Origin of the sequence: Kribbella sp. NPDC050124 (genome assembly GCF_044460355.1) — a bacterium.
Classification (GTDB): Bacteria; Actinomycetota; Actinomycetes; order Propionibacteriales; family Kribbellaceae; genus Kribbella.
In genome coordinates this window covers 78,579-101,089 of the sequence record NZ_JBITJU010000008.1, presented here as the reverse complement: position 1 = coordinate 101,089, position 22,511 = coordinate 78,579, and the positions used below count along the sequence as shown (strand labels likewise).

General features: G+C 68.6%; 23 protein-coding genes and 1 pseudogene. 18 read left to right on the top strand and 6 right to left on the bottom strand.

The window, feature by feature from the left end; translation table 11 throughout:
* Positions 1–43: 43 nt before the first annotated feature.
* A pseudogene (locus ACIBL3_RS20290) lies at positions 44–1,648 on the top strand (S8 family serine peptidase); the annotation flags it as partial.
* Positions 1,640–2,719: a hypothetical protein gene (locus ACIBL3_RS20285; protein ID WP_396355247.1), complete on the top strand. Its 1,080-nt coding sequence runs from the start codon at positions 1,640–1,642 to the stop codon at positions 2,717–2,719. The pseudogene ACIBL3_RS20290 and the gene ACIBL3_RS20285, both read left to right, overlap by 9 nt.
* Here the strand turns inward: ACIBL3_RS20285 and ACIBL3_RS20280 are convergent.
* Positions 2,716–3,471: a hypothetical protein gene (locus tag ACIBL3_RS20280; protein ID WP_396354964.1), complete on the bottom strand. Its 756-nt coding sequence runs from the start codon at positions 3,469–3,471 to the stop codon at positions 2,716–2,718. The genes ACIBL3_RS20285 and ACIBL3_RS20280 overlap by 4 nt on opposite strands.
* Positions 3,472–3,555: 84 nt before the next feature.
* Complete coding sequence (locus tag ACIBL3_RS20275) at positions 3,556–3,942, bottom strand: hypothetical protein (protein WP_396354963.1); 387 nt, start codon at positions 3,940–3,942, stop codon at positions 3,556–3,558.
* Between the two features lie 177 nt (positions 3,943–4,119).
* Here ACIBL3_RS20275 and ACIBL3_RS20270 point away from each other — a divergent pair, with 177 nt between their 5' ends.
* The 3 genes from ACIBL3_RS20270 to ligD are packed head-to-tail and all read left to right on the top strand — an operon-like array spanning position 4,120 to position 7,450.
* Entirely contained in the window at positions 4,120–5,310 is a 1,191-nt protein-coding gene (locus tag ACIBL3_RS20270) for a helix-turn-helix domain-containing protein (protein WP_396354962.1), read from the top strand.
* A 10-nt stretch (positions 5,311–5,320) separates the two neighbouring features.
* Complete coding sequence (locus ACIBL3_RS20265) at positions 5,321–6,430, top strand: branched-chain amino acid aminotransferase (protein ID WP_396354961.1); 1,110 nt, start codon at positions 5,321–5,323, stop codon at positions 6,428–6,430.
* 39 nt (positions 6,431–6,469) lie between these two features.
* On the top strand, positions 6,470–7,450 hold the full coding sequence (gene ligD, locus ACIBL3_RS20260; protein WP_396354960.1) for a non-homologous end-joining DNA ligase: 981 nt from the start codon (positions 6,470–6,472) through the stop codon (positions 7,448–7,450).
* Here the strand turns inward: ligD and ACIBL3_RS20255 are convergent.
* Positions 7,447–8,049: a TetR/AcrR family transcriptional regulator gene (locus tag ACIBL3_RS20255; RefSeq protein ID WP_396354959.1), complete on the bottom strand. Its 603-nt coding sequence runs from the start codon at positions 8,047–8,049 to the stop codon at positions 7,447–7,449. The genes ligD and ACIBL3_RS20255 overlap by 4 nt on opposite strands.
* Before the next feature lie 84 nt (positions 8,050–8,133).
* On the opposite strand from ACIBL3_RS20255, the gene ACIBL3_RS20250 reads away from it, so the two are divergent.
* On the top strand, positions 8,134–9,474 hold the full coding sequence (locus ACIBL3_RS20250) for an FAD-dependent monooxygenase (RefSeq protein WP_396354958.1): 1,341 nt from the start codon (positions 8,134–8,136) through the stop codon (positions 9,472–9,474).
* Between the two features lie 115 nt (positions 9,475–9,589).
* On the opposite strand, the gene ACIBL3_RS20245 is transcribed toward ACIBL3_RS20250, so the two are convergent.
* A complete protein-coding gene (locus ACIBL3_RS20245; protein WP_396354957.1) occupies positions 9,590–10,642 on the bottom strand; it encodes a substrate-binding domain-containing protein in 1,053 nt (350 codons plus the stop codon).
* Between the two features lie 103 nt (positions 10,643–10,745).
* On the opposite strand from ACIBL3_RS20245, the gene ACIBL3_RS20240 reads away from it, so the two are divergent.
* From ACIBL3_RS20240 to ACIBL3_RS20200, 9 genes are all read left to right on the top strand, one after another.
* A complete protein-coding gene (locus ACIBL3_RS20240; RefSeq protein WP_396354956.1) occupies positions 10,746–11,141 on the top strand; it encodes a MarR family winged helix-turn-helix transcriptional regulator in 396 nt (131 codons plus the stop codon).
* A gap of 103 nt (positions 11,142–11,244) precedes the next feature.
* On the top strand, positions 11,245–12,885 hold the full coding sequence (locus tag ACIBL3_RS20235) for a purine-cytosine permease family protein (protein WP_396354955.1): 1,641 nt from the start codon (positions 11,245–11,247) through the stop codon (positions 12,883–12,885).
* Positions 12,882–13,184: an urease subunit gamma gene (locus tag ACIBL3_RS20230; RefSeq protein WP_396354954.1), complete on the top strand. Its 303-nt coding sequence runs from the start codon at positions 12,882–12,884 to the stop codon at positions 13,182–13,184. The genes ACIBL3_RS20235 and ACIBL3_RS20230 overlap by 4 nt, the downstream gene beginning before the upstream one ends.
* 74 nt (positions 13,185–13,258) lie before the next feature.
* The gene (gene ureB, locus ACIBL3_RS20225; protein WP_396355246.1) at positions 13,259–13,591 is read left to right on the top strand and encodes an urease subunit beta; all 333 of its coding nucleotides are present in this window, start codon (positions 13,259–13,261) and stop codon (positions 13,589–13,591) included.
* Positions 13,584–15,281, top strand: a complete 1,698-nt coding sequence (locus ACIBL3_RS20220; RefSeq protein WP_396354953.1) for an urease subunit alpha — start codon at positions 13,584–13,586, stop codon at positions 15,279–15,281. Before ureB ends, ACIBL3_RS20220 begins: the two co-directional genes overlap by 8 nt.
* Positions 15,281–16,039: an urease accessory protein UreF gene (locus ACIBL3_RS20215; RefSeq protein ID WP_396354952.1), complete on the top strand. Its 759-nt coding sequence runs from the start codon at positions 15,281–15,283 to the stop codon at positions 16,037–16,039. The genes ACIBL3_RS20220 and ACIBL3_RS20215 overlap by 1 nt, the downstream gene beginning before the upstream one ends.
* A complete protein-coding gene (gene ureG, locus ACIBL3_RS20210) occupies positions 16,032–16,745 on the top strand; it encodes an urease accessory protein UreG (RefSeq protein ID WP_396354951.1) in 714 nt (237 codons plus the stop codon). The genes ACIBL3_RS20215 and ureG overlap by 8 nt, the downstream gene beginning before the upstream one ends.
* A 34-nt stretch (positions 16,746–16,779) precedes the next feature.
* Positions 16,780–17,457 (top strand): urease accessory protein UreD, encoded by a 678-nt coding sequence (locus tag ACIBL3_RS20205; RefSeq protein ID WP_396354950.1) that lies wholly within the window; start codon positions 16,780–16,782, stop codon positions 17,455–17,457.
* Positions 17,458–17,500: 43 nt separating this feature from the next.
* On the top strand, positions 17,501–18,133 hold the full coding sequence (locus tag ACIBL3_RS20200) for a nucleoside/nucleotide kinase family protein (RefSeq protein ID WP_396354949.1): 633 nt from the start codon (positions 17,501–17,503) through the stop codon (positions 18,131–18,133).
* Here ACIBL3_RS20200 and ACIBL3_RS20195 read toward each other — a convergent pair.
* Positions 18,121–18,861 carry a TetR/AcrR family transcriptional regulator gene (locus tag ACIBL3_RS20195; protein WP_396355245.1) on the bottom strand — a complete coding sequence of 247 codons (741 nt, stop codon included), beginning with the start codon at positions 18,859–18,861 and terminating at the stop codon, positions 18,121–18,123. The genes ACIBL3_RS20200 and ACIBL3_RS20195 overlap by 13 nt on opposite strands.
* An 88-nt stretch (positions 18,862–18,949) precedes the next feature.
* Here ACIBL3_RS20195 and ACIBL3_RS20190 point away from each other — a divergent pair, with 88 nt between their 5' ends.
* Entirely contained in the window at positions 18,950–19,894 is a 945-nt protein-coding gene (locus ACIBL3_RS20190; RefSeq protein WP_396354948.1) for an ATP-binding cassette domain-containing protein, read from the top strand.
* A gap of 15 nt (positions 19,895–19,909) precedes the next feature.
* Entirely contained in the window at positions 19,910–20,683 is a 774-nt protein-coding gene (locus tag ACIBL3_RS20185; RefSeq protein WP_396354947.1) for an ABC transporter permease, read from the top strand.
* Positions 20,684–20,886: 203 nt separating this feature from the next.
* On the opposite strand, the gene ACIBL3_RS20180 is transcribed toward ACIBL3_RS20185, so the two are convergent.
* On the bottom strand, positions 20,887–22,047 hold the full coding sequence (locus ACIBL3_RS20180; RefSeq protein ID WP_396354946.1) for a cytochrome P450: 1,161 nt from the start codon (positions 22,045–22,047) through the stop codon (positions 20,887–20,889).
* A gap of 97 nt (positions 22,048–22,144) precedes the next feature.
* Here ACIBL3_RS20180 and ACIBL3_RS20175 point away from each other — a divergent pair, with 97 nt between their 5' ends.
* Positions 22,145–22,366 (top strand): hypothetical protein, encoded by a 222-nt coding sequence (locus ACIBL3_RS20175; RefSeq protein ID WP_396354945.1) that lies wholly within the window; start codon positions 22,145–22,147, stop codon positions 22,364–22,366.
* Positions 22,367–22,511 lie beyond the last annotated feature (145 nt).

Below are 22,511 nucleotides of genomic sequence, written 5' to 3'. Positions count from 1 at the left end.
CTTCCTCGGCACCAAGCACGCACAGGTCGCCGCCAAGGTCGGTGCGAAGGTCAGCCACGACTACTCGACCGCTCTGAACGCCTTCACTGCGTCGCTGACCTCCAAGCAGGTCAACGAGCTCAGCAAGACGCGCGGCGTGGTCTCCGTGGTTCCGAACCAGCTGCACAAGGCTCTGGACGACCGCAACCCCGCCGACTTCCTCAAGCTGTCCGGCAACGACGGCGTCTGGAAGACAGTCGGCGGTACGGCGGAAGCCGGCAAGGGTGTCGTGGTCGGCGTAGTGGACACCGGCGTCTGGCCGGAGAGCGCGTCGTTCTCGGGCCCTGCTCTCGGCACCACTCCCCCGACCGCAGCAGACCCCTACCAGCCGTACCGCGCCGGCGCCGGCACCGTGATGCAGAAGGCCGACGGCAACACCTTCACTGGTAGCTGCGAGACCGGTGAGAGCTTCACCGCCGACCTGTGCAACACCAAGCTGATCAGCGCCAGGTACTTCGGCGACGGCTGGCTCAACCTGGTCCCACCGGATCAGCGCGCCGACTACGCCTCGCCCCGGGACGGCAACGGCCACGGCACCCACACTGCTTCCACCGCAGCGGGTAAGGCCGGCGTCGACGTCGCAGAGAGCAGCATCAACTTCGGCACCATCTCCGGTGTCGCGCCGGCGGCCAAGGTCGCCGTCTACAAGGCACTGTGGGAAGCCAAGGACGGCAAGAACTCCGGCGGACTGACCTCCGACATCCTGGCCGCGATCGACCAGGCCGTGGCCGACGGTGTCGACGTGATCAACTACTCGGTCGGCTCCATCTTCGAGTCCGCGCACACCGACCCGATCCAGCTCGCGTTCCTGTCCGCGGCGTCGGCCGGCATCTTCGTCTCCGCAGCGGGCGGCAACTCCGGTCCGTACGCGTCCACCCTCGACAACACCTCCCCGTGGGTGACCACGGTCGGCGCAAGCACCGTGGCGCCGTACGCGGGCACTGTGGTCCTGGGCAACGGGCAGAAGTACGCCGGAGTGAGCACGAGCATCGCGGCGGCGACCGGAACCCGTCCGCTGGTGACCGGCCCGGCCGTCAAGACCGCGTCTGCCACTGACACTGACGCACTGGGCTGTCTGCCCGGCACGCTGGACCCGGCCAAGACCGGCGGCAAGATCGTGGTCTGCGAGCGCGGTGTGGGTGCCCGGGTGGACAAGTCCGCCGAGGTACTGCGGGCTGGTGGTGCCGGGATGGTCCTGCTCAATCTGTTCGACCAGGATGCGCTTGGCGACTCGCACGTCGTACCGACCGTGCACCTCAACGTCCCGTCGGCTCTGACAGTCAAGGCGTACGCCGCCAGTCCGAACGCCACGGCAGAGCTCGTGCCGGGCAACACCAGCGGGCAGAGCGAGCCGTACCCGCAGATGGCCGACTTCTCGTCGCGCGGCCCGTCAACGTCAAGCAATGGCGACCTGCTGAAGCCAGACATCGCTGCGCCCGGTGTCAACGTGCTTGCCGCTGTCGCACCGCCAAGCAACGACGGACACAGCTACGCCTTCTACTCCGGTACGTCGATGGCCGCGCCGCACGTGGCCGGTCTGGCCGCGCTGTACCTAGCGAAGCACCCAGACTGGTCGCCGATGGCAGTCAAGTCCGCGCTGATGACGACGACTTCCGACGTACTGTCTTCTACTGGCGACGTCGAGAGCGACCCGTTCGCACGGGGTGCTGGCGAGGTGCAGCCGTCGAAGATGCTCGACCCGGGTCTGGTCTACGACTCCGGTGACGTGGACTGGCAGAGCTACCTCGAGGGCACTGGTGTCGCGACTGGCACCGGCGTACCGGCTGTCGACCCGAGCGACTACAACGCTCCGTCGATCGCGGTCGGGCAACTGCTCGGCACGCAGACGATCACTCGCCGGGTGACCGCAGTGACCCCAGGGCTCTACCGAGCCACAGTCTCTGTGCCAGGCATGAAGGCGACGGTGACCCCGTCCATCCTGAACTTCACGGCCGCCGGTCAGACCAAGACGTTCACGGTCAAGCTCACCCTCGACACCGCTGCCTCCGGCGAGACCACCAGCGGCTGGCTGACGTGGCAGGGCGCCGGCAAGGCGGTCCGTAGCCCGATCGCCGTCGTACCGACCTCTGTCCTCGCGCCAACCGAGGTCAGCGGGACCGGAGCATCCGGTACGGCGACCTTCCAGGCCACTGTGGGCAAGGCCGGCTCACCGATCAGGGCGTACGGCGTCGTGTCCGCTCCACTCGTACCTGGTGCAGTGCCCGCCGGTGCCGCGGACGCGGACCTGCCGGACTACCCGGTGACCGTCACGGCTCAGACCAAGGCGGTGCAGTGGAACATCAAGACCGTTGACCCCGCCGGGAGCATCTGGCTGGTGCTCTACAAGGTCGTGAACGGCCAGAAGCAGTTGCTGTCGTTCGTCGGCAACGGGTCCAACCAGGCCTCCGCAACTCTGGCTGCACCGGCTCCGGGCGTGTGGGGAGTTCTTGCGATCACCCTGACCAACCCGCCTGGCGCTGACACCACGAAGTACACGATGCAGACCAACGTCGTGACCTCCACCGCGGGCAGCGCCCTCAAGGTCACCCCGACGGCCGCACCGACCGCCTTCAACCCCTTCCAGGTCACCGCGTCCTGGTCCGGGCTGCCGACCGGTCAGCGCTCCACCGGCTTCGTCGAGTTCCCGAACCGGGCGGGCACGGTAGTGACGATCAACTAGATCCAGCGACGGCGGGCGGCCTGAACGCCCGCTTGGAACCGGGTCTGCGCGCCGAGTGACTCCATCAGCGCGCGGACCCGGCGCTGGGTCGTCCTAGGGCTTATCCGCAGCCGGCGGCTGATCATGTCGTCGGTTGCGCCGCCCGCGAGCAGCAGCAGGATGTCCCGATCCGGCGACCGCAGGGCCGGCACCTCACCATTGGCGAGCAACGCCGGCATCGGAATCGCCAGCGCCCACAACATCTCGAACGTCGCGATCAGCCCGTCCAGCAGCCCGGACGACCGGATCAGCAGGTTGGACTCGGCCGGCGCCCGCTTGGTCAACCCGATCAGCGCGGTGTGGTCGTCCCCCACCGCCATCTTCATCGGCACCTGGGCCAGCACCCGACTCACCTCGCCCGCCGACTGCAGCTCCGGCAGCACCCCCATGATGTCCTCGGACTCGAACACCTCGGTGCCGTAGATCGCCCGGTACTCGACCCCGTCCGCCAGCCGCTCCAGCTCCAACCGCTGCTGCGTCGACGGCGGCGTCACGTACGGCGGCCGATCCAGCACCCGCACCTCCCGCTCAGAGCTCTTCTGCAACTCCTCATAAGCTCTGAGCAGTGTCGGCCCGTCCTCGATCAGCTCGATCTGATTCCCCTCCAGCACCGGCCGGCCCCGGGCACCACGCAGCTCGTCCGCCACCATCCGCAGCCTCGACAGCTGCGCGTCCAGCTCGTCCAGGGGATCCACCACCGCCCCGTCCGCCACCGCAACTCCTCCCCACACCGGCAACCACCGACCTCACACTAAACCGAATTAGCGGACGCCCGGCAGCGATGTCTCACTCAGCTGTCAAGGGCACAGCCCGGGGCACGGCCACGGCCGTCCGCAGCGGGCGCAGCAGCCGTCGAGGGCCGGGGCCGGCAGCCAGAGTGGGCTGACCAGTACGGCGCTCTGCGTCGAACGACTGGCGACCGGCCCAGCCCGGCTGGGCGCCGGGTGTGGGCTGCCCGGAATCCAGTGGATCTGGGTGCGGCCGCCGTTGCCGTGGGCGGCCAGGAGGGCGTCGATGCCGTCGTCCCAGGTGGACGTGCTGGGCCAGCGGCCGCGCCATCTCAGGGCCACGGCTCCGTCGGACCACTGGACGCCTTCGGCGAGGGTGCCTGTGCCGCGGATGCCGGAGGCGTGGACGTGGCGGACCAGTCGGAAGAGGCGAGGGTGCCGCTGCGTCGAGTTCACCTCTCCACCTTTGCCCAGCGGCTGCTGTTCACAACAGGTGTGGGCTGTGGGCTGTGTGAACAGCCCACAGCCCACATGCCCTTGCCTACAAGGGTTCTGGCAGCGTTTTGTCGGCGTGGGCTTGTACTGTCTTGGGCACGCACCACATGAGCTCGAAGCGCAAACGGGGGTGGTCCTGTGGCTGAGGCAGCGTTCGGCGCGCAATTGAGGCAGTGCAGGCAGGCAGTCGGCTTGAGCCTGCGCCAACTGGCCGGCCGGGTCGGCTACGACCACAGCTACTTGTCGCAGGTGGAGCGCGGCCAGCGGCCCGGCTCTGCCGACTTGGCCCGGCTCTGTGATCGCGAGCTCGGCACTGAGAGCCGGCTGACCGCTGCCTTCGAGCAGGGTCGCTCCACCGCGGGCCGGCTGCAGCCGGCCGAGTCACCGGTGGCGGCGGATCCGCTGCAGGCGGCTTGGCACGAGCTCGTCCAGTCCTTCGGCATCGTTGATCCGGCTGCCGAGCTCGAGGACTTCCGCAGCGTTCCCCCTGGGCGTTTGCTGCCGGAGCTGATCATGGATCTCCGCGCGCTTCCGGCGAGCATGCCGACCCAGGTCGCTCGACTGACCGCGCTCATTGCGCTGACGTTGACCGGCCTCGGTCAGGTGCACGCCGCCAGGCGCTGGTGGCATACGGCCCGGACCACAGCGGACCGCTCGGCGGAACCACCCGTCCGCAGCTCGGTGCGTGCGTTGGAGGCGGCCAGTGGGCTCGCGGAGCGGCGACCTCTGCCCCAGCTTCTCGAGCTCACCGAAGAGGCCTTGGCCCTCGGGCGACAGTCACCAGGCTGTCTTCTTCAGGCGCACGCGGCGCGGGCGCAGGTGCTGGCCGAGCTGGGTCGTGGTGCCGAGGCGCACCGCGCGCTTCAGGAGCTCCTGAGTGTGGCGGACGTGTTGCCGGTGGCAAGCACGACGAACGACTGGCTGACTGACTGGGCGTCGTACCAGGTGCGGTGGGCCGAGGGGCGCATCTGTGCCCGACTCGGGTACGGCGGCGCCGGTTGTGTGCTGCTAGGACGCGCGTTGGAGGAGTGCCCCGAGACGTGGCTGGGTGAGCGTGCCGGAGTGGAGCTCGGGCTGGCCGAGTGTCTGGCCGTGGACGGGGAGGTCGCCGCGAGCGTGGCGCTGGCTCTGCGGGTGTTGGTGGAGCTGCCGGACGAGTGGCACACCTATTACTTGTACGACGCCGCCGAGCGCGTGCTGAACGTCGTACGCGCACAGGAGCCAGGGCTGACGGCGGCGTGGGATCTGCAGGAGGTGCTGAGGCGGCAGGTCTATCTCGGTGGTCGCAGAGTGGGCACTGGGTCGAGCGCACTCCAGTGGCAGGGGTAACGTGCCGGAGGTGAGTGATACCTGGGACTTTGCAGTTGAGGTGCGTAGCGATCCGGCCAGCGCGGAGACGCGGACGGCGGTGCTGGCCAAGCCGGCGTTCGGGCAGGCGTTCACGGACCACATGGTGGTGGCCAACTGGACGGTCGAGCGTGGCTGGCACGACCAGAAGGTGACCGGGTACGCGCCGCTAACAGTCAGCCCGGCTGCCGCCGTACTGCATTACTCACAGGAGATCTTCGAAGGGCTCAAGGCCTACCGGCACGCGGACGGGTCAGTGTGGGCGTTCCGTCCAGATCGCAACGCTGCCCGGTTCACGGCGAGCGCCGCGCGGCTTGCGCTGCCGGAGGTGCCGGAGGACGCATTCGTGTCGGCACTGCGCGCGCTGGTGACGGTCGACGAGCCGTGGGTGCCGACAGCCGACAGTGGCGAGACCAGCCTGTACCTGCGGCCCTACATGATCGCCACCGAGGCTGCACTGAGCGTGCGGCCGGCCCGTGAGGTGCTGTTCGGCGTCATCGCCTCGCCTGCGGGTCCGTACTTCGACACCGGTCCCAAGCCGGTGTCGATCTGGCTGACGACCGCCACCGTCCGCGCGACGCCGGGCGGCACCGGGGCGGCCAAGTGCGGCGGGAACTACGCCGCCAGCCTGGCCGGGCTGGCCGAAGCTGTCGCCAACAACTGCGAGCAGGTCGCGTTCGTCGACGCCGCCGAGCACAAGTGGCTCGAGGAGATCGGCAGCATGAACATGTTCTTCGTCTACGCCGACGGCCGCATCGTCACCCCGGAGCTGAACGGCTCGATCCTCGAAGGCGTCACCCGGGCTTCGGTGCTCGAGCTCGCCGCCGACCTCGGTCACAAGGTGGAGGAGCGCCGGGTCTCCGCGGACGAGTGGAAGGACGGCGTCCGCAGCGGCGAGATCACCGAGGTCTTCGCCTCCGGCACCGCCGCCGTGATCACCCCGATCGGCCGACTCGCCTGGCCCGCCGGCGACCTGACGATCGGCGACCACTCAGTCGACTACGGCGTCGGCCCAGTCACCAAGTCGATCCGCTCGGCGCTGCTGGACCTCCAGTACGGTCGGGTCCCCGACGAGCGTGGTTGGCTGACCCGGCTGGCGTAGTTGCTGCCGGTTGTCCCCGGCGGCGGTTAAGTTGGCCACATGGCTGAGTCCAAGGCGGGGAAGTCGAAGACTCCGGCGATCGAGCTGGAGGTGGGTGAGCGCACGGTGCGGATCTCGAATCCGGACCGGGTGTACTTCCCGGCGCGCGGGGAGACGAAGCTGGATCTGGTCAAGTACTACCTGTCCGTCGGCGACGGGATCGTCCGGGCGCTGCGGGAGCGGCCGTGCATGCTGCACCGGTTCCCCGAAGGCGTGTCCGGCGAGAAGGTGCACCAGAAGCGGTTGCCGCACGGGGCGCCGCCGTGGATGGAGACCGTGCGGGTGAAGTTCCCGCGCTACAACCGTACGGCGGACGAGCTGTGCGTCACCGAGGTCGCGCACGTTGCGTGGGCGGTGCAGATGTCGACAGTCGAGTTCCACCCGTGGAACTCGCGCCGCGCCGACACCGAGAAGCCGGACGAGTGGCGGATCGACCTCGACCCGATGCCGGAGTGCCCGTTCGACCGGGTCCGCCAGGTGGCGCACGTCGTACACGAGGTCCTGGACGAGCTCGGGGCGGTGGGCTATCCGAAGACGTCCGGCGGGTCTGGCATTCATATCTATGTGCGGGTGAAGCCGGAGTACGGGTTCTCCGACGTACGGCGGGCCGCGTTGGCGTTCGCGCGGGAGGTCGAGCGGCGCGCACCGGATGACGTGACGACGACGTGGTGGCGCAAGGATCGCGACCCGAAGAAGCTGTTCGTCGACTACAACCAGAACGCGCGGGACCACACGATCGCCAGCGCGTACTCGGTCCGCGGGAACCCGGAAGGCACCGTGTCGACGCCGATCCGCTGGGACGAGATCGACGACGTGGACCCGAAGGCGTTCACGATCGAGACCGTGCCTGCCCGCTTCGCGGAGCTCGGCGACCTGCACGAGACCATCGACGACAACGTCCATTCCCTCGACACCCTGCTCGAGTGGGCCGAGCGCGACGAGCAGGAAGGCGCCGAAGAACCACCGCCACCCGAGGACTAACCAGTCAATCCGTGGTGCAGGAGGTTGGTGAGGGTGTCGATGGCGAGTTCGTCGGGGATGGTGCGGCCGTCGTCGGGGTTGGCGACGAGCCAGGTGTAGGCGAAGCCCTCCATCAAGGCGTTCATTGCCGAGATGGTGACCAGCGGGTCGGTCGGCGGGTTCGGCAGGTGGGCGAAGTGGTCGATCATGTGCTGGTCGTCGTCGGCCATGATCTGCTGCAACCGCCGGCCGAGCTCCGGATCGACCATCGCGGCCTGTTTCACCGCGATCATCTCCGGCAGATGCGCCCGGTAGAACGACCAGAACGCCGCCACGTGCCAGCGGATCGCTGAGATCTTGCTGAAGTCCGGGTCGTGGCCGGCGACCTCCACCACGGCCTCGTCAGCCTCGCTCAGCATGTCCTTCAGGAGCGCCTCGAGGAGCTCCTCCTTGCCGGCGAAGTGGTTGTAGAAGGACCCCGTCGCCCGGCCCGCGGCCGCGGTGATGTCGGTGATCTTCGTGTTCAGGTACCCGCGCTCGGCGAACACCTCCCGGGCCGCCTGCTTCAGCGCCGCCTCGGTCCCGGCCGCCCGTTGCCGGCGGCTCACCGTGTCCGTCACCAGAACCTCCTTGACACCGAACCCTAGCCAAGTTCATAGTGAATCCAGATTCAGTGAATCAGGATTCATTCAAAGGAGCAAGAGATGACTGTTCTGGTGGCGGGCGCCGGCCCGACCGGGCTGACGCTGGCGATCGACCTGGCCCGGCGCGGGATCGCCGTACGCCTGATCGACAAGGCGACCGAGTACTTCAACGGATCCCGGGGCGACGGGCTCCAGCCGCGGACCCTGGAGGTGTTCGACGATCTCGGCGTCATCGAGGAGGTACTGCGGCAAGGCCGGTCGCTCCCGCTGATGCGCGTCTACCTCGGCGGGAGCCTGGCCGACGAGCGCCGGATGGCCCCGATCCTCGAGCCGACCCCGGATATCCCCTACCCGAACGCGTGGATGCTCGGCCAGTCCCGCACCGAGCAGATCCTCCGCGACAAGCTGGCCGAGTACGGCGTCCGCGTCGAGCTCGACACCGCGATCGTCGGCTTCACCCAGTACGACGACGTCGTGCGAGCCGAACTGTCGACCGGGGAGACCGTCGAGGCGCAGTACCTGGTCGGGGCGGACGGCGGCCGGAGCTTCGTCCGCAAGCACCTCGGGATCGCGTTCGAGGGGGCGACGGACGAGTCGATCCGGATGCTGCTCGGCGACGTCGCGGCGGACGGGCTCGACCACGAGTTCGGCTACTGGTTCGCGAAGCAGGACAACCCGATGGCGGGGATCGCGCTGACGCCGTTGGCCGGCGGGGACCAGTTCCAGTTCGGTGCGCCGCTGGACCACGATCAGGTCGATCCATCACTCGAGACGCTGCAACAACGAGTCGACCAGTACGCCGGTCCGGGGGTGGCGAAGCTCCGCGATCTGACGTGGTCGACGGTGTGGCGGCCGAACGTCCGACTGGCCGCGAAGTTCCGGGCCGGACGCGTGTTCATCGCCGGCGACGCGGCGCACGTGCACCCGCCGACTGGTGGTCAGGGCCTGAACACGGGTGTCCAGGACGCGTACAACCTCGGCTGGAAGCTGGCCGACGGGCGTGAAGAAGTGCTGGCGTCGTACGAGGACGAGCGGCGGCGGAACGCGCTGCGGGTGCTCGGGATCAGTGAGGAGCTGATGCAGAAGCATGTCGACGGCGACGAGAGCGCGATGGAACGCGGCGAGAACACCCGCCAACTCGACGTCTCCTACCGCGACCCGGCCGACGCCCGCGCGATCGCCCCCGGCGACCGCGCTCCCGACGCGCCGCTCGTGGATGCCCACGGCAACAAGCTGCGCCTCTTCGACCTCTTCCGCGGACCCCACGAGACCCGCCTCCGCTTCACGGCCACCACGGTCGAGGTCGGATCGGAGACCTACACCTCCCCCGAAGCCTTCGCCCACTACCACGCGGCCGCCGGCGACGAGTTCCTGATCCGCCCAGACGGCTACCTCGCCTGAATGGAGCGGACCTGCCCCACTCACCAACCACGCGCAATCCGCGCGGCTCACGCTCGACCGAGCGGCAGGCAGCGACGGACGGCCGGTTTGATGAGTGCGGCAGGTAAACCCTCGCCTAGGCGATCTGCTCCTGGATGCGGAACTCGAGGCCGTCGGCGGCGGCCAGGTACACGTCCTGGTCGACGAGGTTGCCGTCGAGGCGCATCAGACCGCGCGGGCTGTCGTAGAAGTGGCCGGTGGGCAGCGCGGCCGACCTGGCGATCGATCCGCTCACCTCGCCCAGCCGAGCGAGGAAGCGGATCGCCTCGTAGCAGGACTCCCCGACCGCGTTCAGCGCCGGGGCGAACCGTCCGAAGCGCGCGTAGTACTGCTGGGCGAACTTGCCGCTCTCCACGGTCTCCAACCCGTCGAAGTACGCCGCCGCCGCGTAGACACCCTCGTTGGCGCCCGGCCCGGCGCCGAGCAGAGTGTTCTCCTCGATCGCCGTGCTGAGCCGCAGTAACTTCTCACTCAAACCCTGCCGGGCAAACTGGCGGTTGAAGTGGACGGCGTCCTGCCCCATCAGGAGCATGATCACCCCGTCCGCCTTGGCAGCCGACAGGTTGTCGAGGACCGAGCGGAAGTCCGAGGTACCGAGCGGCACGTACTCCGACTGGACGATCTCGGATCCCGTTCCCTGCAAGGCCTCCTGGGCTACGGAACCAGTCACCCGCGGGTAGACGTAGTCGTTGCCGACGACCACCCAGCGCCGGGCGCCGCGGTGCTCCCGCAGCCAATGCGTTGCCGGGAGCAACTGGTTGACCGGGCGCTCGCCGAGCATGAAGACACCCGGGGTGTCGTCGCTGCCCTCGTGCATCGCGGCGAAGGCGTAGATGACCCGCCCGCCGATCCGCCGGGTGAGAGCGACCCGTACGGCGGAGATGTGCCAGCCGGCCACCGCGTCGACGCGACCGGTGTCGACCAACCGCCCGACCTCCTCGGCGACGACCTCGGGTGGGCGACCGGCGTCGACCTGAACGAGCTCGACCTGGCGACCGGCGATGCCGTCGCGGACGTTGAGCTGCTCGACAGCGAGCTGACCACAGGCCAGACAGGACGGCCCGTAGATTCCGGTGGGCCCCTGCAATGGCACCACGAACGCGATCGACACCACGTCAGTACGCCGCACAGTCACCTCCAAGAGCCCGCGGATCCGAACAGTGTGGCCGAATCGGAGGCGCAACTTCGAGCGAACGGCTATATTTCCCAGCACCCGAACCGAGGAGGAGTGGATGCCGTCCAGCCTGCTCCTGCTGCTCAAGCAGACCGAACGCCGGATCGAGACCGGCCTGCAGCCGTTGCTCGACGAGTTCGGGCTGTCCATCGAGCAGTGGCGGGTGATGTCGGCGCTGCACGAGGAGCCCGGCCAGCCGATGTCGGTGCTCGCCGAGGCCGCCGTACTGCCGGCTGCCAGCCTGACCCGGCACGTGGACAAGCTGGTCGAGCGCGGCCTGGTGCTGCGGCGGATCCACCCGGACGACAAGCGCCGGATCGTCACCGCCCTCTCCCCCGTCGGCGCGACCGTCGCGGATCGGATCGCGACCGCGCAGCGCGAGCTCGAGGCGGAGCTCGCGGATTACTTCCAGATGGAAATACACGAACGTAGCGGTTCGGCAACACAGCGGTAACACCCCGTTCCTAGGTTCCTTCCATTCGGGTGCATCCACCGCCGGCAGCGTCGCCGGGTGGGCTGGAGCATCCACCGCCCGAAGGTGCCGCAGGAGTTCCGCCATGACTGTCGAACCCTCGATCGATCAACGCACGACACCTGAACCACCGACACAATCCACCGCGACCCGCGAGACGCTGGAGGACTACACCCTCCGGTTCGCGCCGCGCAGCTACCGGAAGTGGTCGACCGGCGTCGTCGCCATCTCGGCCCTCGGCGGGATCGCCTACCTGGCCGACTTCGCGATCGGCGCGAACATCGGCATCGCGTACGGAACGACGAACGCGCTCTGGGGAATCGCGATCTTCGCCGTGGTGATCTTCGTGACCGGCCTGCCGCTCGCGTACTACGCCGCCCGCTACAACATCGACCTCGACCTGATCACCCGCGGCAGCGGATTCGGGTACTACGGGTCGGTGGTGACCAACGTGATCTTCGCGTCGTTCACGTTCATCTTCTTCGCCCTCGAAGGCTCGATCATGGCGCAGGGCCTCGAACTCGGGCTGCACATCCCGTTGTGGCTCGGCTATGCCGTGTCCACGTTGGTGATCTTCCCGCTGGTGATCTACGGCATGAAGGTGCTGTCCACGTTGCAGGTGTGGACGACGCCGCTGTGGCTGATCCTGATGGTGCTGCCGTTCGTCTACTTGGTCGTCTCGCACCCGGACTCGGTGTCGACGTTCTTCAACTACGGCGTCGACGCGAACGTCGGCTCGATGCTGCTCGCGGCGGGCGTGTGCCTGTCGCTGATCGCGCAGATCGCCGAGCAGATCGACTACCTGCGGTTCATGCCGCCGAAGACGCCGGAGAACTCCCGTCGCTGGTGGACCGCGATGCTGCTGGCTGGTCCGGGCTGGGTGATCTTCGGCGCGCTCAAGCAGGCGATCGGCCTGTTCCTGGCCGTCTACATCATCGCGAACGTCGCGGACTCGTCCGCGATCGCCAACCAGCCGGTGCACCAGTTCCTGGAGATCTACCAGGGCTTCCTGCCGGGGTGGCTGGCGATGACGCTGGCCGTCGTACTGGTCGTGATCAGCCAGGTGAAGATCAACGTGACGAACGCCTACTCGGGTTCGCTCGCGTGGACCAACTCCTACACCCGGATCACCCGGCACTACCCGGGCCGGCTGGTGTTCCTGGCCTTCAACCTGGTGATCGCGCTGGTGCTGATGGAGGCGAACATGTTCGACTTCCTCAACACCATCCTCGGCTTCTACGCGAACTGCGGGATGGCCTGGATCGTGGTCGTTGCCTCCGACATCGTCTTCAACAAGTACCTGCTGAAGCTGTCGCCGAAGGAGCCCGAGTTCCGGCGCGGCATGCTGTACGCCGTCAACCCGGTCGGCTTCGTCTCGATGGCCGCGGCCGCGGGTGTCTCGATCCTGGTCTTCTTCGGCGGTCTCGGCGACACGATCAAGCCGTACTCGCCACTGGTCGCGATCGGTCTCGCGGTGGTGCTGCCGCCGATCCTGGCCGTCGTCACGCGTGGCAAGTACTACCTGCGTCGTACGGATGACGGTCTCGACTTGCCGATGTACGACGAGCACGGCAACCCGTCGGGCGCCGTACTGACGTGTCATGTGTGCCGGCAGGAGTACGAGCGGCCGGACATGACCGCGTGCCAGACCCATGACGCGGCGGTGTGCTCGCTGTGCCTGAGCACCGACAAGGTGGCCGACCACGTCCTCCCGGCCGCGCCGTGAACTTCAGTCCCGCCGAAGTCGAGAAGCTGCTGCTCTCCGTGGCCGGCATGGTCGCCCGCGACCGGCTGGCCCGGGGAGTCCGGCTCAACCACCCCGAAGCGGTCGCGCTGCTCAGCACCTGGGTGCTCGAGCGCGCCCGCGAAGGCGCCCGCGTCGCCGACCTGATGGAACGCGGCCGCACCGTCCTCACCCGCGACGACGTGCTACCCGGAGTCGCCGACCTCCTCACCGACGTCCAGGTCGAAGCATCCTTCCCAGACGGCCGCAAACTCGTGACTATCCACAGCCCAATCATTTGAGGGCGGAATCCATGCCGAACAAGATTAGACTTAGCAAGGAAGAACAGGGGGCGGGCGCAACCGCCACACCGGGGATGGGGGCCGGCGCAACCGCCGCTCCGGGTCCGGGTGCCATCCGTGTCCTACCCGGCACGCACGTGCTGAACGCCGACCGCACCGACGATGAGCGTCTGAGTCTGGTGCTTGTGAACACCGGAGACCGGCCGGTGCAGATCGGGTCGCACCTGCACCTGCCCGACGCCAACGGCGCACTGGCCTTCGACCGGGAAGCCGCACAAGGTTTCCGCCTCGACATCCCGTCCGGTACGTCGCAGCGCTTTGAGCCCGGCGCGTCCCGCGAAGTCAAGCTGGTGGCGCTGCGTGGGAACCGGAAGGTCCCGGGGATTCAGGTGAAGCGTGATGGTTGAGATCTCCCGCGAGGCGTATGCCGCGTTGTACGGACCGACGGTCGGGGATCAGGTCCGGCTGGCCGACACCGATCTGTGGATCGAGGTGGAGCAGGATCTCACCATCGGCGGGGAGGAGGTGGTGTTCGGCGGGGGCAAGTCGATCCGCGAGTCGATGGCTCAAGGTACGACGACCCGCGCGGAAGGGGCCCCGGACACCGTCATCACCAACGTGCTCGTGCTCGATTGGTGGGGCGTGGTGCGCGCGGACGTGGGGATCCGCGACGGCCACATCGTCGCCCTCGGCCGAGCCGGGAACCCGGATATCGCCGACGGCGTGCACCCCGACCTCCGGATCGGACCGTCGACTGACGTGATCGCGGGCGAGGGCCGGATCCTCACCGCGGGAGCGATCGACTCCCACGTCCACCTCCTGTCGCCCTCGCAGTTGCACGAGGCGCTCGCGACCGGGATCACCACGATCGTCGGTGGCGGGACCGGGCCGAGCGAGGGCTCGAAGGCGACCACGGTGACGCCCGGTGCGTGGCATCTCGAGCAGATGCATCGGAGCCTCGACGCGTTCCCGCTCAACGTGTTGCTGCTGGGCAAGGGGAACACGGTGAGCGCGGAGGCACTCGCCGAGCAGGCGCTCGCCGGTGCGGCCGGCTACAAGGTGCACGAGGACTGGGGTTCGACGCCGGCCGCGATCGACGCCGCCTTGCGGGCCGCGGACGAGTGGGGGCTGCAGGTCGCCCTGCACGCGGACAGTCTCAACGAGGCCGGTTTCGTCGAGTCGACGCTGAACGCGATCGCGGGCCGTGGGATTCACGCCTTCCACGTCGAAGGCGCGGGCGGTGGGCATGCCCCGGACATCCTGTCGATCGCGTCGTACCCGCATGTCATCCCCGGATCGACCAACCCGACGTTGCCGCACACGGTCAACACCGTCGCGGAGCACCTGGACATGCTGATGGTCTGCCATCACCTCAGCCCGGACGTGCCGGAGGACCTCGCGTTCGCGGAGTCGCGGATCCGGGCGACCACGATCGCGGCCGAGGACATCCTGCACGACCTGGGCGCGTTGTCGATCACCTCGTCGGACGCGCAGGCGATGGGCCGGATCGGCGAGGTGATCACCCGGACCTGGCAGGTCGCGCACGTGATGAAAGCACGTCGCGGATCGCTCGGAGACAAGGCCGACAACGAGCGGGCCAAGCGGTACGTCGCCAAGTACACGATCAACCCCGCGGTTGCCCACGGCATCGATCACGTGGTCGGCTCGGTGGAGGCCGGGAAGCTGGCGGACCTCACCCTGTGGGATCCGCGGTACTTCGGTGTCCGCCCGAACCTGGTGATCAAGGGCGGCGCGATCGCGTGGGCCGCGCTGGGTGATCCGAACGCGTCGATCCCGACTCCGCAGCCGGTGCTGATGCGGCCGGCGTTCGGGGATGCGATCGGGGCGGACCTCTCGTTCACGTTCGTCTCCCCTGCCGCGCTCGACGACGGGCTGGCCGAGCGATTGCGGTTGCGCCGGCGGTTGCTCGCCGTACGGTCCACGCGCGAGATCGGCAAGACGGACATGAGGAACAACAGTGCGCTGCCGAGGATCGACATCGATCCGGAGACGTTCGCGATCAAGGTCGACGGCGACTTGGTCGAACCGGCGCCGGCCGAGGTCCTGCCACTCGCCCAGCTCTATGCGATGTTCTGATGACCTCGCCGGAAGTGGTCGCGTTGATGCTCGCGGACGGGCGGTTGCCGACCGGCGGGCACACGCAGTCCGCCGGTCTCGAGCCGGCCGTCCGCGCCGGATTAGGTGCTGACGGCGAACAACTCGCCGATGTCGCGGCCTACGCCCGGGACCGCCTCCGCACCATCACCCGCGTCGAAGCCGCCGTCGCCGTTCTCGCCCGCCACGTCGCCCTCCCGCCGGGTTCGGGATCGCCGAGTCGTCGATTTGGGCTGAAGAATCCGGCCTCGGGCGACCAAGATCCACCAGTGAGCGACGACTCAGCCGCGCGCCTCGGGGCGGTGGAGGGGGCGTGGGCGGCTAGGACGCCTAGTGAGGTGCTGCGGAGGGTGTCGCGGCGGCAGGGGCGGGCGTATTTGCGGCTGGCGACAAGGGTTTGGCCGGACGTGCTGCAGCACCTGGCAGCGGATAGCGAGACCCCGCGGCCCGTCGTCGTTGGGGTGATCGGAGCGGTTACCGGGTTGTCGGCGGAGCAGGTTGCGCGGTTGGTCGCGTACGACGATGCGCAGACAGTCGTGTCCGCCTCGCTCAAGCTGCTCCCGGTGGATCCGGCCGACGCGGCGGGCTGGCTGGCTGGATTGCACGACGACATCGAGCGGCTCGTCACCGACGTGGCGCCGCTGACCGAGATCGAGAAGCTCCCGGCCGACGGTGCGCCGCTGATCGACGTACTCGCCCACAACCATGCCGCCGAGAGAATGAGGTTGTTCCATGCATGAAGACAGCACGCGTTCGTTCCGGTTGGGAGTGGCAGGACCGGTCGGGACCGGGAAGAGCTCGCTGATCGCGACGGTCTGCCGCGAGCTCGCCGACGAGCTCCGGCTCGGCGTGATCACCAACGACATCTACACCGACGAGGATGCGCGGCTGTTGCGGTCGGCCGGCGTACTGGATCCGGAGCGGATTCGGGCGGTCGAGACCGGCGCCTGCCCGCACACCGCGATCCGGGACGACGTGACGCCGAACCTGATCGCGGTCGAGGATCTGGAGCGGGACTTCGCGCCGCTCGACGTCGTACTGGTCGAGTCCGGCGGCGACAACCTGACCGCCACCTTCTCCCCCGCGCTCGTCGACGCGCAGATCTTCGTGCTCGACGTCGCGGGTGGTGGGGACGTCGCGCGCAAGGGTGGCCCGGGGATCGCCCGGGCGGACCTGCTCGTGGTCAACAAGACGGATCTCTCCCCGTACGTCGGGGTCGACGTCGAGCAGATGGTGAAGGATGCCGAGGCCGCCCGCGACGGGAAGCCGGTACTCGCGCTCTCCCGCCACGATCCCGCGTCGGTCGCGCGGTTGAGGGAGTGGGTGCTGTCGATGACCTCGATCGTCCGCGGCGGCGGTCACACGCCCGTCGATCCCGGCCCGATGGCGCCGCACTCCCACGTCGGCGAGAACGGCGAAGTCATCACCCATGTCCACGCGCATTGAGGTCATTGCGGATCCGGTCCGTGATCGGTGCGTCATGAGCACCGAGCACTTGTCACCGCGTCGGCTCCCCGCCCCAACTGGTGTGGTGCGGGTCGCGCTCGTGGCGGCCGGTGCGTTGCTGCTGGCCGGCGATGAGGTACGCATCGAGATCGCCGCGAAAGGGCCGCGCAGGGTCGAGATCATCGAGACGGCGGGGACGGTCGCGTATGGGATGCGGGGAGGGTCGGCGCGGTGGGACGTCGACATCCGGCTCACCGATGGGGCGAGCCTGCACTGGTACGGCGAACCGTTCGTCGTCTCCGCGGATGCGGCAGTCACCCGCTCGACCGCCGTACGCCTGGAGCCCGGCTGCACGGCTGAGCTGCGGGAATCCTTGGTCCTCGGACGGCACGGCGAGATCGGCGGCTCGTTGCACACGACAACGCGAGCGTGGATCGGCGACGAGCTGACGTTGGCCGAGGACCTGGATCTGTCCCCGGACGCGAGGATGGGCTGGGCGGTGCTTGGAAGCGCCCGTTGTCTGGACACCGTCACCACGCTCGGCTTCCGACTGCCGGACGACGCGCACACGATGCAACTCGAGGGCAGCGGGTCGATCGCTCGGCGACTGGTGAACGAGCAGCACGAGAGCGACCTAGGTGTGCAGGCCGACAGGAGGTGTCGGGCGACCGGGCCGGACGTCCCGAGGAATCAGGCGGTGGGACGCGGGTAGTAGACGTATACGTCCTGTCGAGCTGCACACCTAGAATCGTCGGGTGCAGAGACTGGACCCGGCCGTGGCGTATGAGCGTGCGGTTGGGCTTGCTGCCCGGGGGCGGCGGGCGATTCTGGGGATCACCGGGGCGCCGGCAGCGGGGAAGTCGACGTACGCCGAGCAGTTGACGGCGAAGCTGGTCGCCGACGGGCACAAGGTCGCGTTGGTGCCGATGGACGGGTACCACCTGGCCCAGTCCGTGCTGGAGGAACTCGGGATCGCCGACGTGAAGGGGGCGCCGCACACCTTCGACGGGTACGGGTTCGTCGCCATGCTCAGCAGGTTGAAGCAGTCGGCGGACGAGCAGATCTGGGCGCCGCGGTTCGACCGCGGGATCGAGGACTCGATCGCCGCGAGTATCGGCATCGCGCCGGACGTCACGCTGGTCGTGACCGAGGGCAACTACCTGCTGCTCGACCAGATGCCGTGGACAACCATCCGGACGCTGCTCGACCAGTGCTGGTACGTCGAGGTGCCCGAGCAACTGCGGCACGACCGGCTCGAAGCCCGCCACCGTCAGTTCGGCCGCTCACCCGAGGAAGCGCACGCCCGCACCTACGGCACCGACGAGCACAACGCCCGCCTGATCGCCGCCACAGCCTCCGCAGCGGACGCGATCGTTCAGCTGTCCTGACGGATCCGCTCGATGAAGCGCTCCACGCCGTCCAGGTAGAGCTGCAGGCCGAAGTCGAAGTCCTCGTCGGACTCTTCCTCGAAGGCGCCGACGGTGTCGAACACGCCGGCATCCAGGACCCGGGCCAGGGCCGGCAGCTGGCGCGAATCGACGACCCGGGCCAGGACAGCGCCGTACGCGCTGAAGGCCGAGGGGTTGTCGGCGAACCCAGCGGCCAGGTCGAGGGACAGCCGGATCTCGCCGTGCACGTACGTCATCAGGCCCATCACGACGCCGACCTTGGCCTCCTCCGGCAGGCCGGTGTCCTCGAGGGCGCCGAGCGCGGAGTCGAACCAGGCCAGGTTGTTCGGCCCGGCGGGCGGACCGGAGATCGGAAGCTTCGAGTACCAGCGGTGTTTGCGGATCGCGACCATCACGCCCTCGGCCCAGAACGTCAGGCCGGTCCGCCAGTCGATCCCGTCGGGGAGCGGTTCGGGGCGTTCGAGCGCGGCGTCCGACATCAGCACCAGGAGCTCGTCCTTGCTCTTCACGTGCCGGTAGAGCGCCATCGTCGAGTTGCCGAGCCGCTCGGCGACCCGCGCCATCGAGACCGCGGCCAGTCCCTCGGCATCGGCGAGCTCGATCGCCGCCCGGGTGATGTCCTCGATGGTCAGCGACGGCTTCGGCCCGCGCCGGTTGCCTTCTCGCAACCGCCACATCAACGCCACGTCGGCCGGCAACTCACTCATCTCCACCGCCTCAGTCTAGGGCTTGCGCACCGGCACTGCGTACCTGCTACGCTATTTAGCGTACTCGATACGCAGTAAGGAGGGGACGATGATCGTCGAGGCAACCGGGCTCCGGAAGTCGTACGGCGCGACCGAGGTGCTGACCGGGGTCGACCTGCGGGTCCGGGAGGGATCGGTGCTCGCCCTGCTCGGGCCGAACGGCGCCGGCAAGACCACGACCGTGCGGATCCTGACCACGCTGACCCGACCGGACGCCGGCCAGGCCACCATCGCCGGGTACGACGTCCTGCGCGAGCCGGCTCAGGTCCGCGGGGTCATCAGCCTGACCGGGCAGTACGCCGCGGTCGACGAGAACCAGACCGGCCGGGAGAACCTGGTGATGGTCGGCCGGCTGATGCATCTCGGTCGCCCGGCAGCGCGCCGCCGTACCGGGGAACTGCTCGAACGATTCGGGCTGACCGATGCGATGGACCGGCGGGTGAAGACGTACTCCGGCGGCATGCGCCGTCGGCTCGACCTGGCGATGAGCCTGATCGCGCAGCCGCGGGTGATCTTCCTGGACGAGCCGACCACCGGGCTCGACCCGGCCAGCCGGTCGACGATGTGGGACGCCATCGGCGAGTTGGTCCGCGAGGGCACCACGATCCTGCTGACCACGCAGTACCTGGAGGAGGCGGACCGGCTCGCCGACCGGATCGTGGTGCTCGACCGGGGCCGGGTCGTCGCCACCGGCACCGCGGACGCGCTCAAGGCGCAGCTCGGCGGCGAGCGGATCGAGCTCAGTTTCGCGGACGACCTGCAGTTGCTGAAGGCAACCGGGGTGCTCCGGGGCGAGGCGCCGGACGGCACCGGGGACTGGAGCGGGACCGATGGGGTCGTGGTGGATCAGCTGGTGGTGAGTCTGCCGTCGGACGGTTCGGCGGCCCACCTGCACCACGTGCTGGACGTGTTGCGCGACAACGGCGTGCAGCCGGAGCGCGTCTCGTCGCACCGGCCAACGCTGGACGACGTGTTCCTGGCCCTGACGGCCTGAGGAGGGGTTGAGGAGATGTCACATCAAGGAGCCGCGGCCGCGGTGTCCGACGTGGTCACGATGATCGACCGCTCGGTGCGGCTGATGCGGCGCAACGTCGACACGCTGTTCGTGTCGATCCTGCTGCCGCTGCTGATGATGGCCCTGTTCGTCTACGTGTTCGGTGGCGCGATCAACACCGGCACGGAGTACATCAACTACGTGGTCCCGGGGATCCTGCTGCTCACCACCGGGTACGGCGCCTCCAACACGGCGATGGCGGTCGCCGACGACATGACCAGCGGGATGATCGACCGGCTGCGGTCGTTGCCGATCCGCAGCTTCGCCGTCCTGACCGGCCACGTGACTGCGAGTATCGCGCGCAACTCGGTGTCGACGGCGATCGTCGTCCTCGCCTCGCTCGCGATGGGTTTCCGGCCGGTCGCCGGGCTGGGCGACTGGCTGGCTGCGATCGGACTGCTCCTGCTGTACGTCCTCGCGCTCTCCTGGCTCGCGGCCGGTCTCGGCGTGGTCGCGAAGTCGGTGGAGTCGGCCAGCACTCTGAGCTTCTTCATGCTGTTCCTGCCGTACTTGAGCAGTGCGTTCGTGCAGCCCGAGACGATGCCGTCGTGGCTGCGGCCGATCAGTGAGCACCAGCCGATCACGCCGGTGATCGAGACCGTGCGCAGCTTCCTGATCGGGACCCCGATGGGCGACAACGGCTGGACCGCGCTGGCCTGGTGTACCGGTCTGCTCCTGTTCTCGGTAACACTCGCGACGTCGTTCTACAAGCGCCGGATCCGCCGTTGAGCGCAGGTTTCGGGCCGCTCGGCGAAATCGGTCGGCGCGACGTGCCGGTTTGGTTCGAACATGACCCCTCGACCGGGTTACGGTTCAAGTCCCCCCAACGTGTGGTGGTCCCACTCCCCCCGGGACCCGCACGGACAAGCGCCCCGATCTCTGATCGGGGCGCTCTGTTTTCCCCTGCAGGACAAGGGATTCCGGACTGGACCTCAATTGCACGTGACGGGCAGCGCCCGGAGCCCGCGGGTGCGGATCGAGTCGCGCCACTCGAGGTCCTCGGGTGGTGCGGCCAGGCTCAGCTCAGGGGTGTGATCGAGCAGCGCTTCGAGGGCGATCGTGGTCTCGAGGCGGGCCAGCGGAGCACCCAGGCAGTGGTGGATGCCGTGGCCCAGGGCGAGGTGGCCGCGCGTACTGCGGTCGAGGTCGATGTGGTCCGGATCCGGGAAACGGTCCGGGTCGCGGTTGGCCGAGGAGAGACCGAGGAGCACGGTCTCTCCCGCCGGGATCACCACGCCGCCGATTTCCACGTCCTCGGTCGGGAAGCGCCGGATCGCGAGTGGCGCCGGACCGTCGTACCGCATCAGCTCCTCGACCGCGGCGGGCAGCAGCGAGCGATCCGTCCGCAATCGATCCCACAGGGCCCGATCGGTGAGCAACGCGAGGGTCGCGTTGCCGATCAGGTGGACGACGTTCTCGTAGCCGGCGAACAGGATGAGGAACACCAGGGAGGTCAGTTCGTCGTCGGTGATCCGGTCGTCGTGGTCCCGGGCCGCGATCAGGTCACTGATCAGGTCGTCTCCCGGCACCGCCCGCTTGCCCGCGATCAGACCCGCGAAGAAGGTCAGCATCGCCCCGATCGCGGCCCGCGCGTCCTCCGGGCGCGGTGGCGCGAGCATGGCGTCGGTCCAGGCGCGGAAGTCGGTCCGGACGCCCTCCGGTACGCCGAGCAGCTCGCAGATCACGGTGATCGGCAGCGGAGCGGCGTACTCGGCGACCAGGTCGGCCTGGCCTCGGCGGACCACGGGCTCCAGCAGGGCGTCCGCCGTACGACGGATCGGTCCGGCGAGCGCTTCGACGCGGCCCGGGGTGAAGGCCTTGGTGACCAGCGCGCGGATCCGGGTGTGGTCCGGCGGATCCAGGTTCAGGAGGTTGGCGTCGAGGGCGGGCGGGAGGTTGAGGCCGCGGTAGTTGCCGGGCAGCGCGTGCCGCCGGTCGACGGACAGTCTCGGGTCCGCGAGCGCCTGGCGGACGTCGTCGTACCGGGTGACCAGCCAGGAGGGGCTGCCGTCCGGTCCGGCGATGGGGTGGACGGGCCCGGTGGAGCGGAGGGCGGAGTAGGCGGCGTACGGATCGCTGGGCGTGATCGTCACCGGCCCAAAAGTAGCCGAGAAAAGTTTGGCGAGGTGTGTCGAATCCGGCCGATCTGGTCCGACGTATCAGTGAGAGCGACCAAAGGAGAGGGTCACAATGAACACCACCACCACCGCCACCGTCGACACCGCCACCACCAACCTGATCATCACGATGCTGGCCGAGGGCAGCCCGGTCTGGTTCGTCGCCGGCATGGTCAACCTGCGCAGCCACGACGTCTACGTGATCGGCCGAGCCGCCGGCTATCCGGACAAGGCGAAACTGCGCCGGGCCGTCTGGGCGCAGAAGAACCGCACTCGCGAGCTGCAGGCCGCCTGACCTGCACCCTCTTCTTCAGGCGCTCGAAGACACCATCAGCCGCTGTGCCCACCCGGGCACAGCGGCTGACGTCTGTCTGGTGTGTGGCTGGGCATATGGATGGGTGGGGCTGGACCCACTCCTGGGCCGATTCGGCCGGATTCGC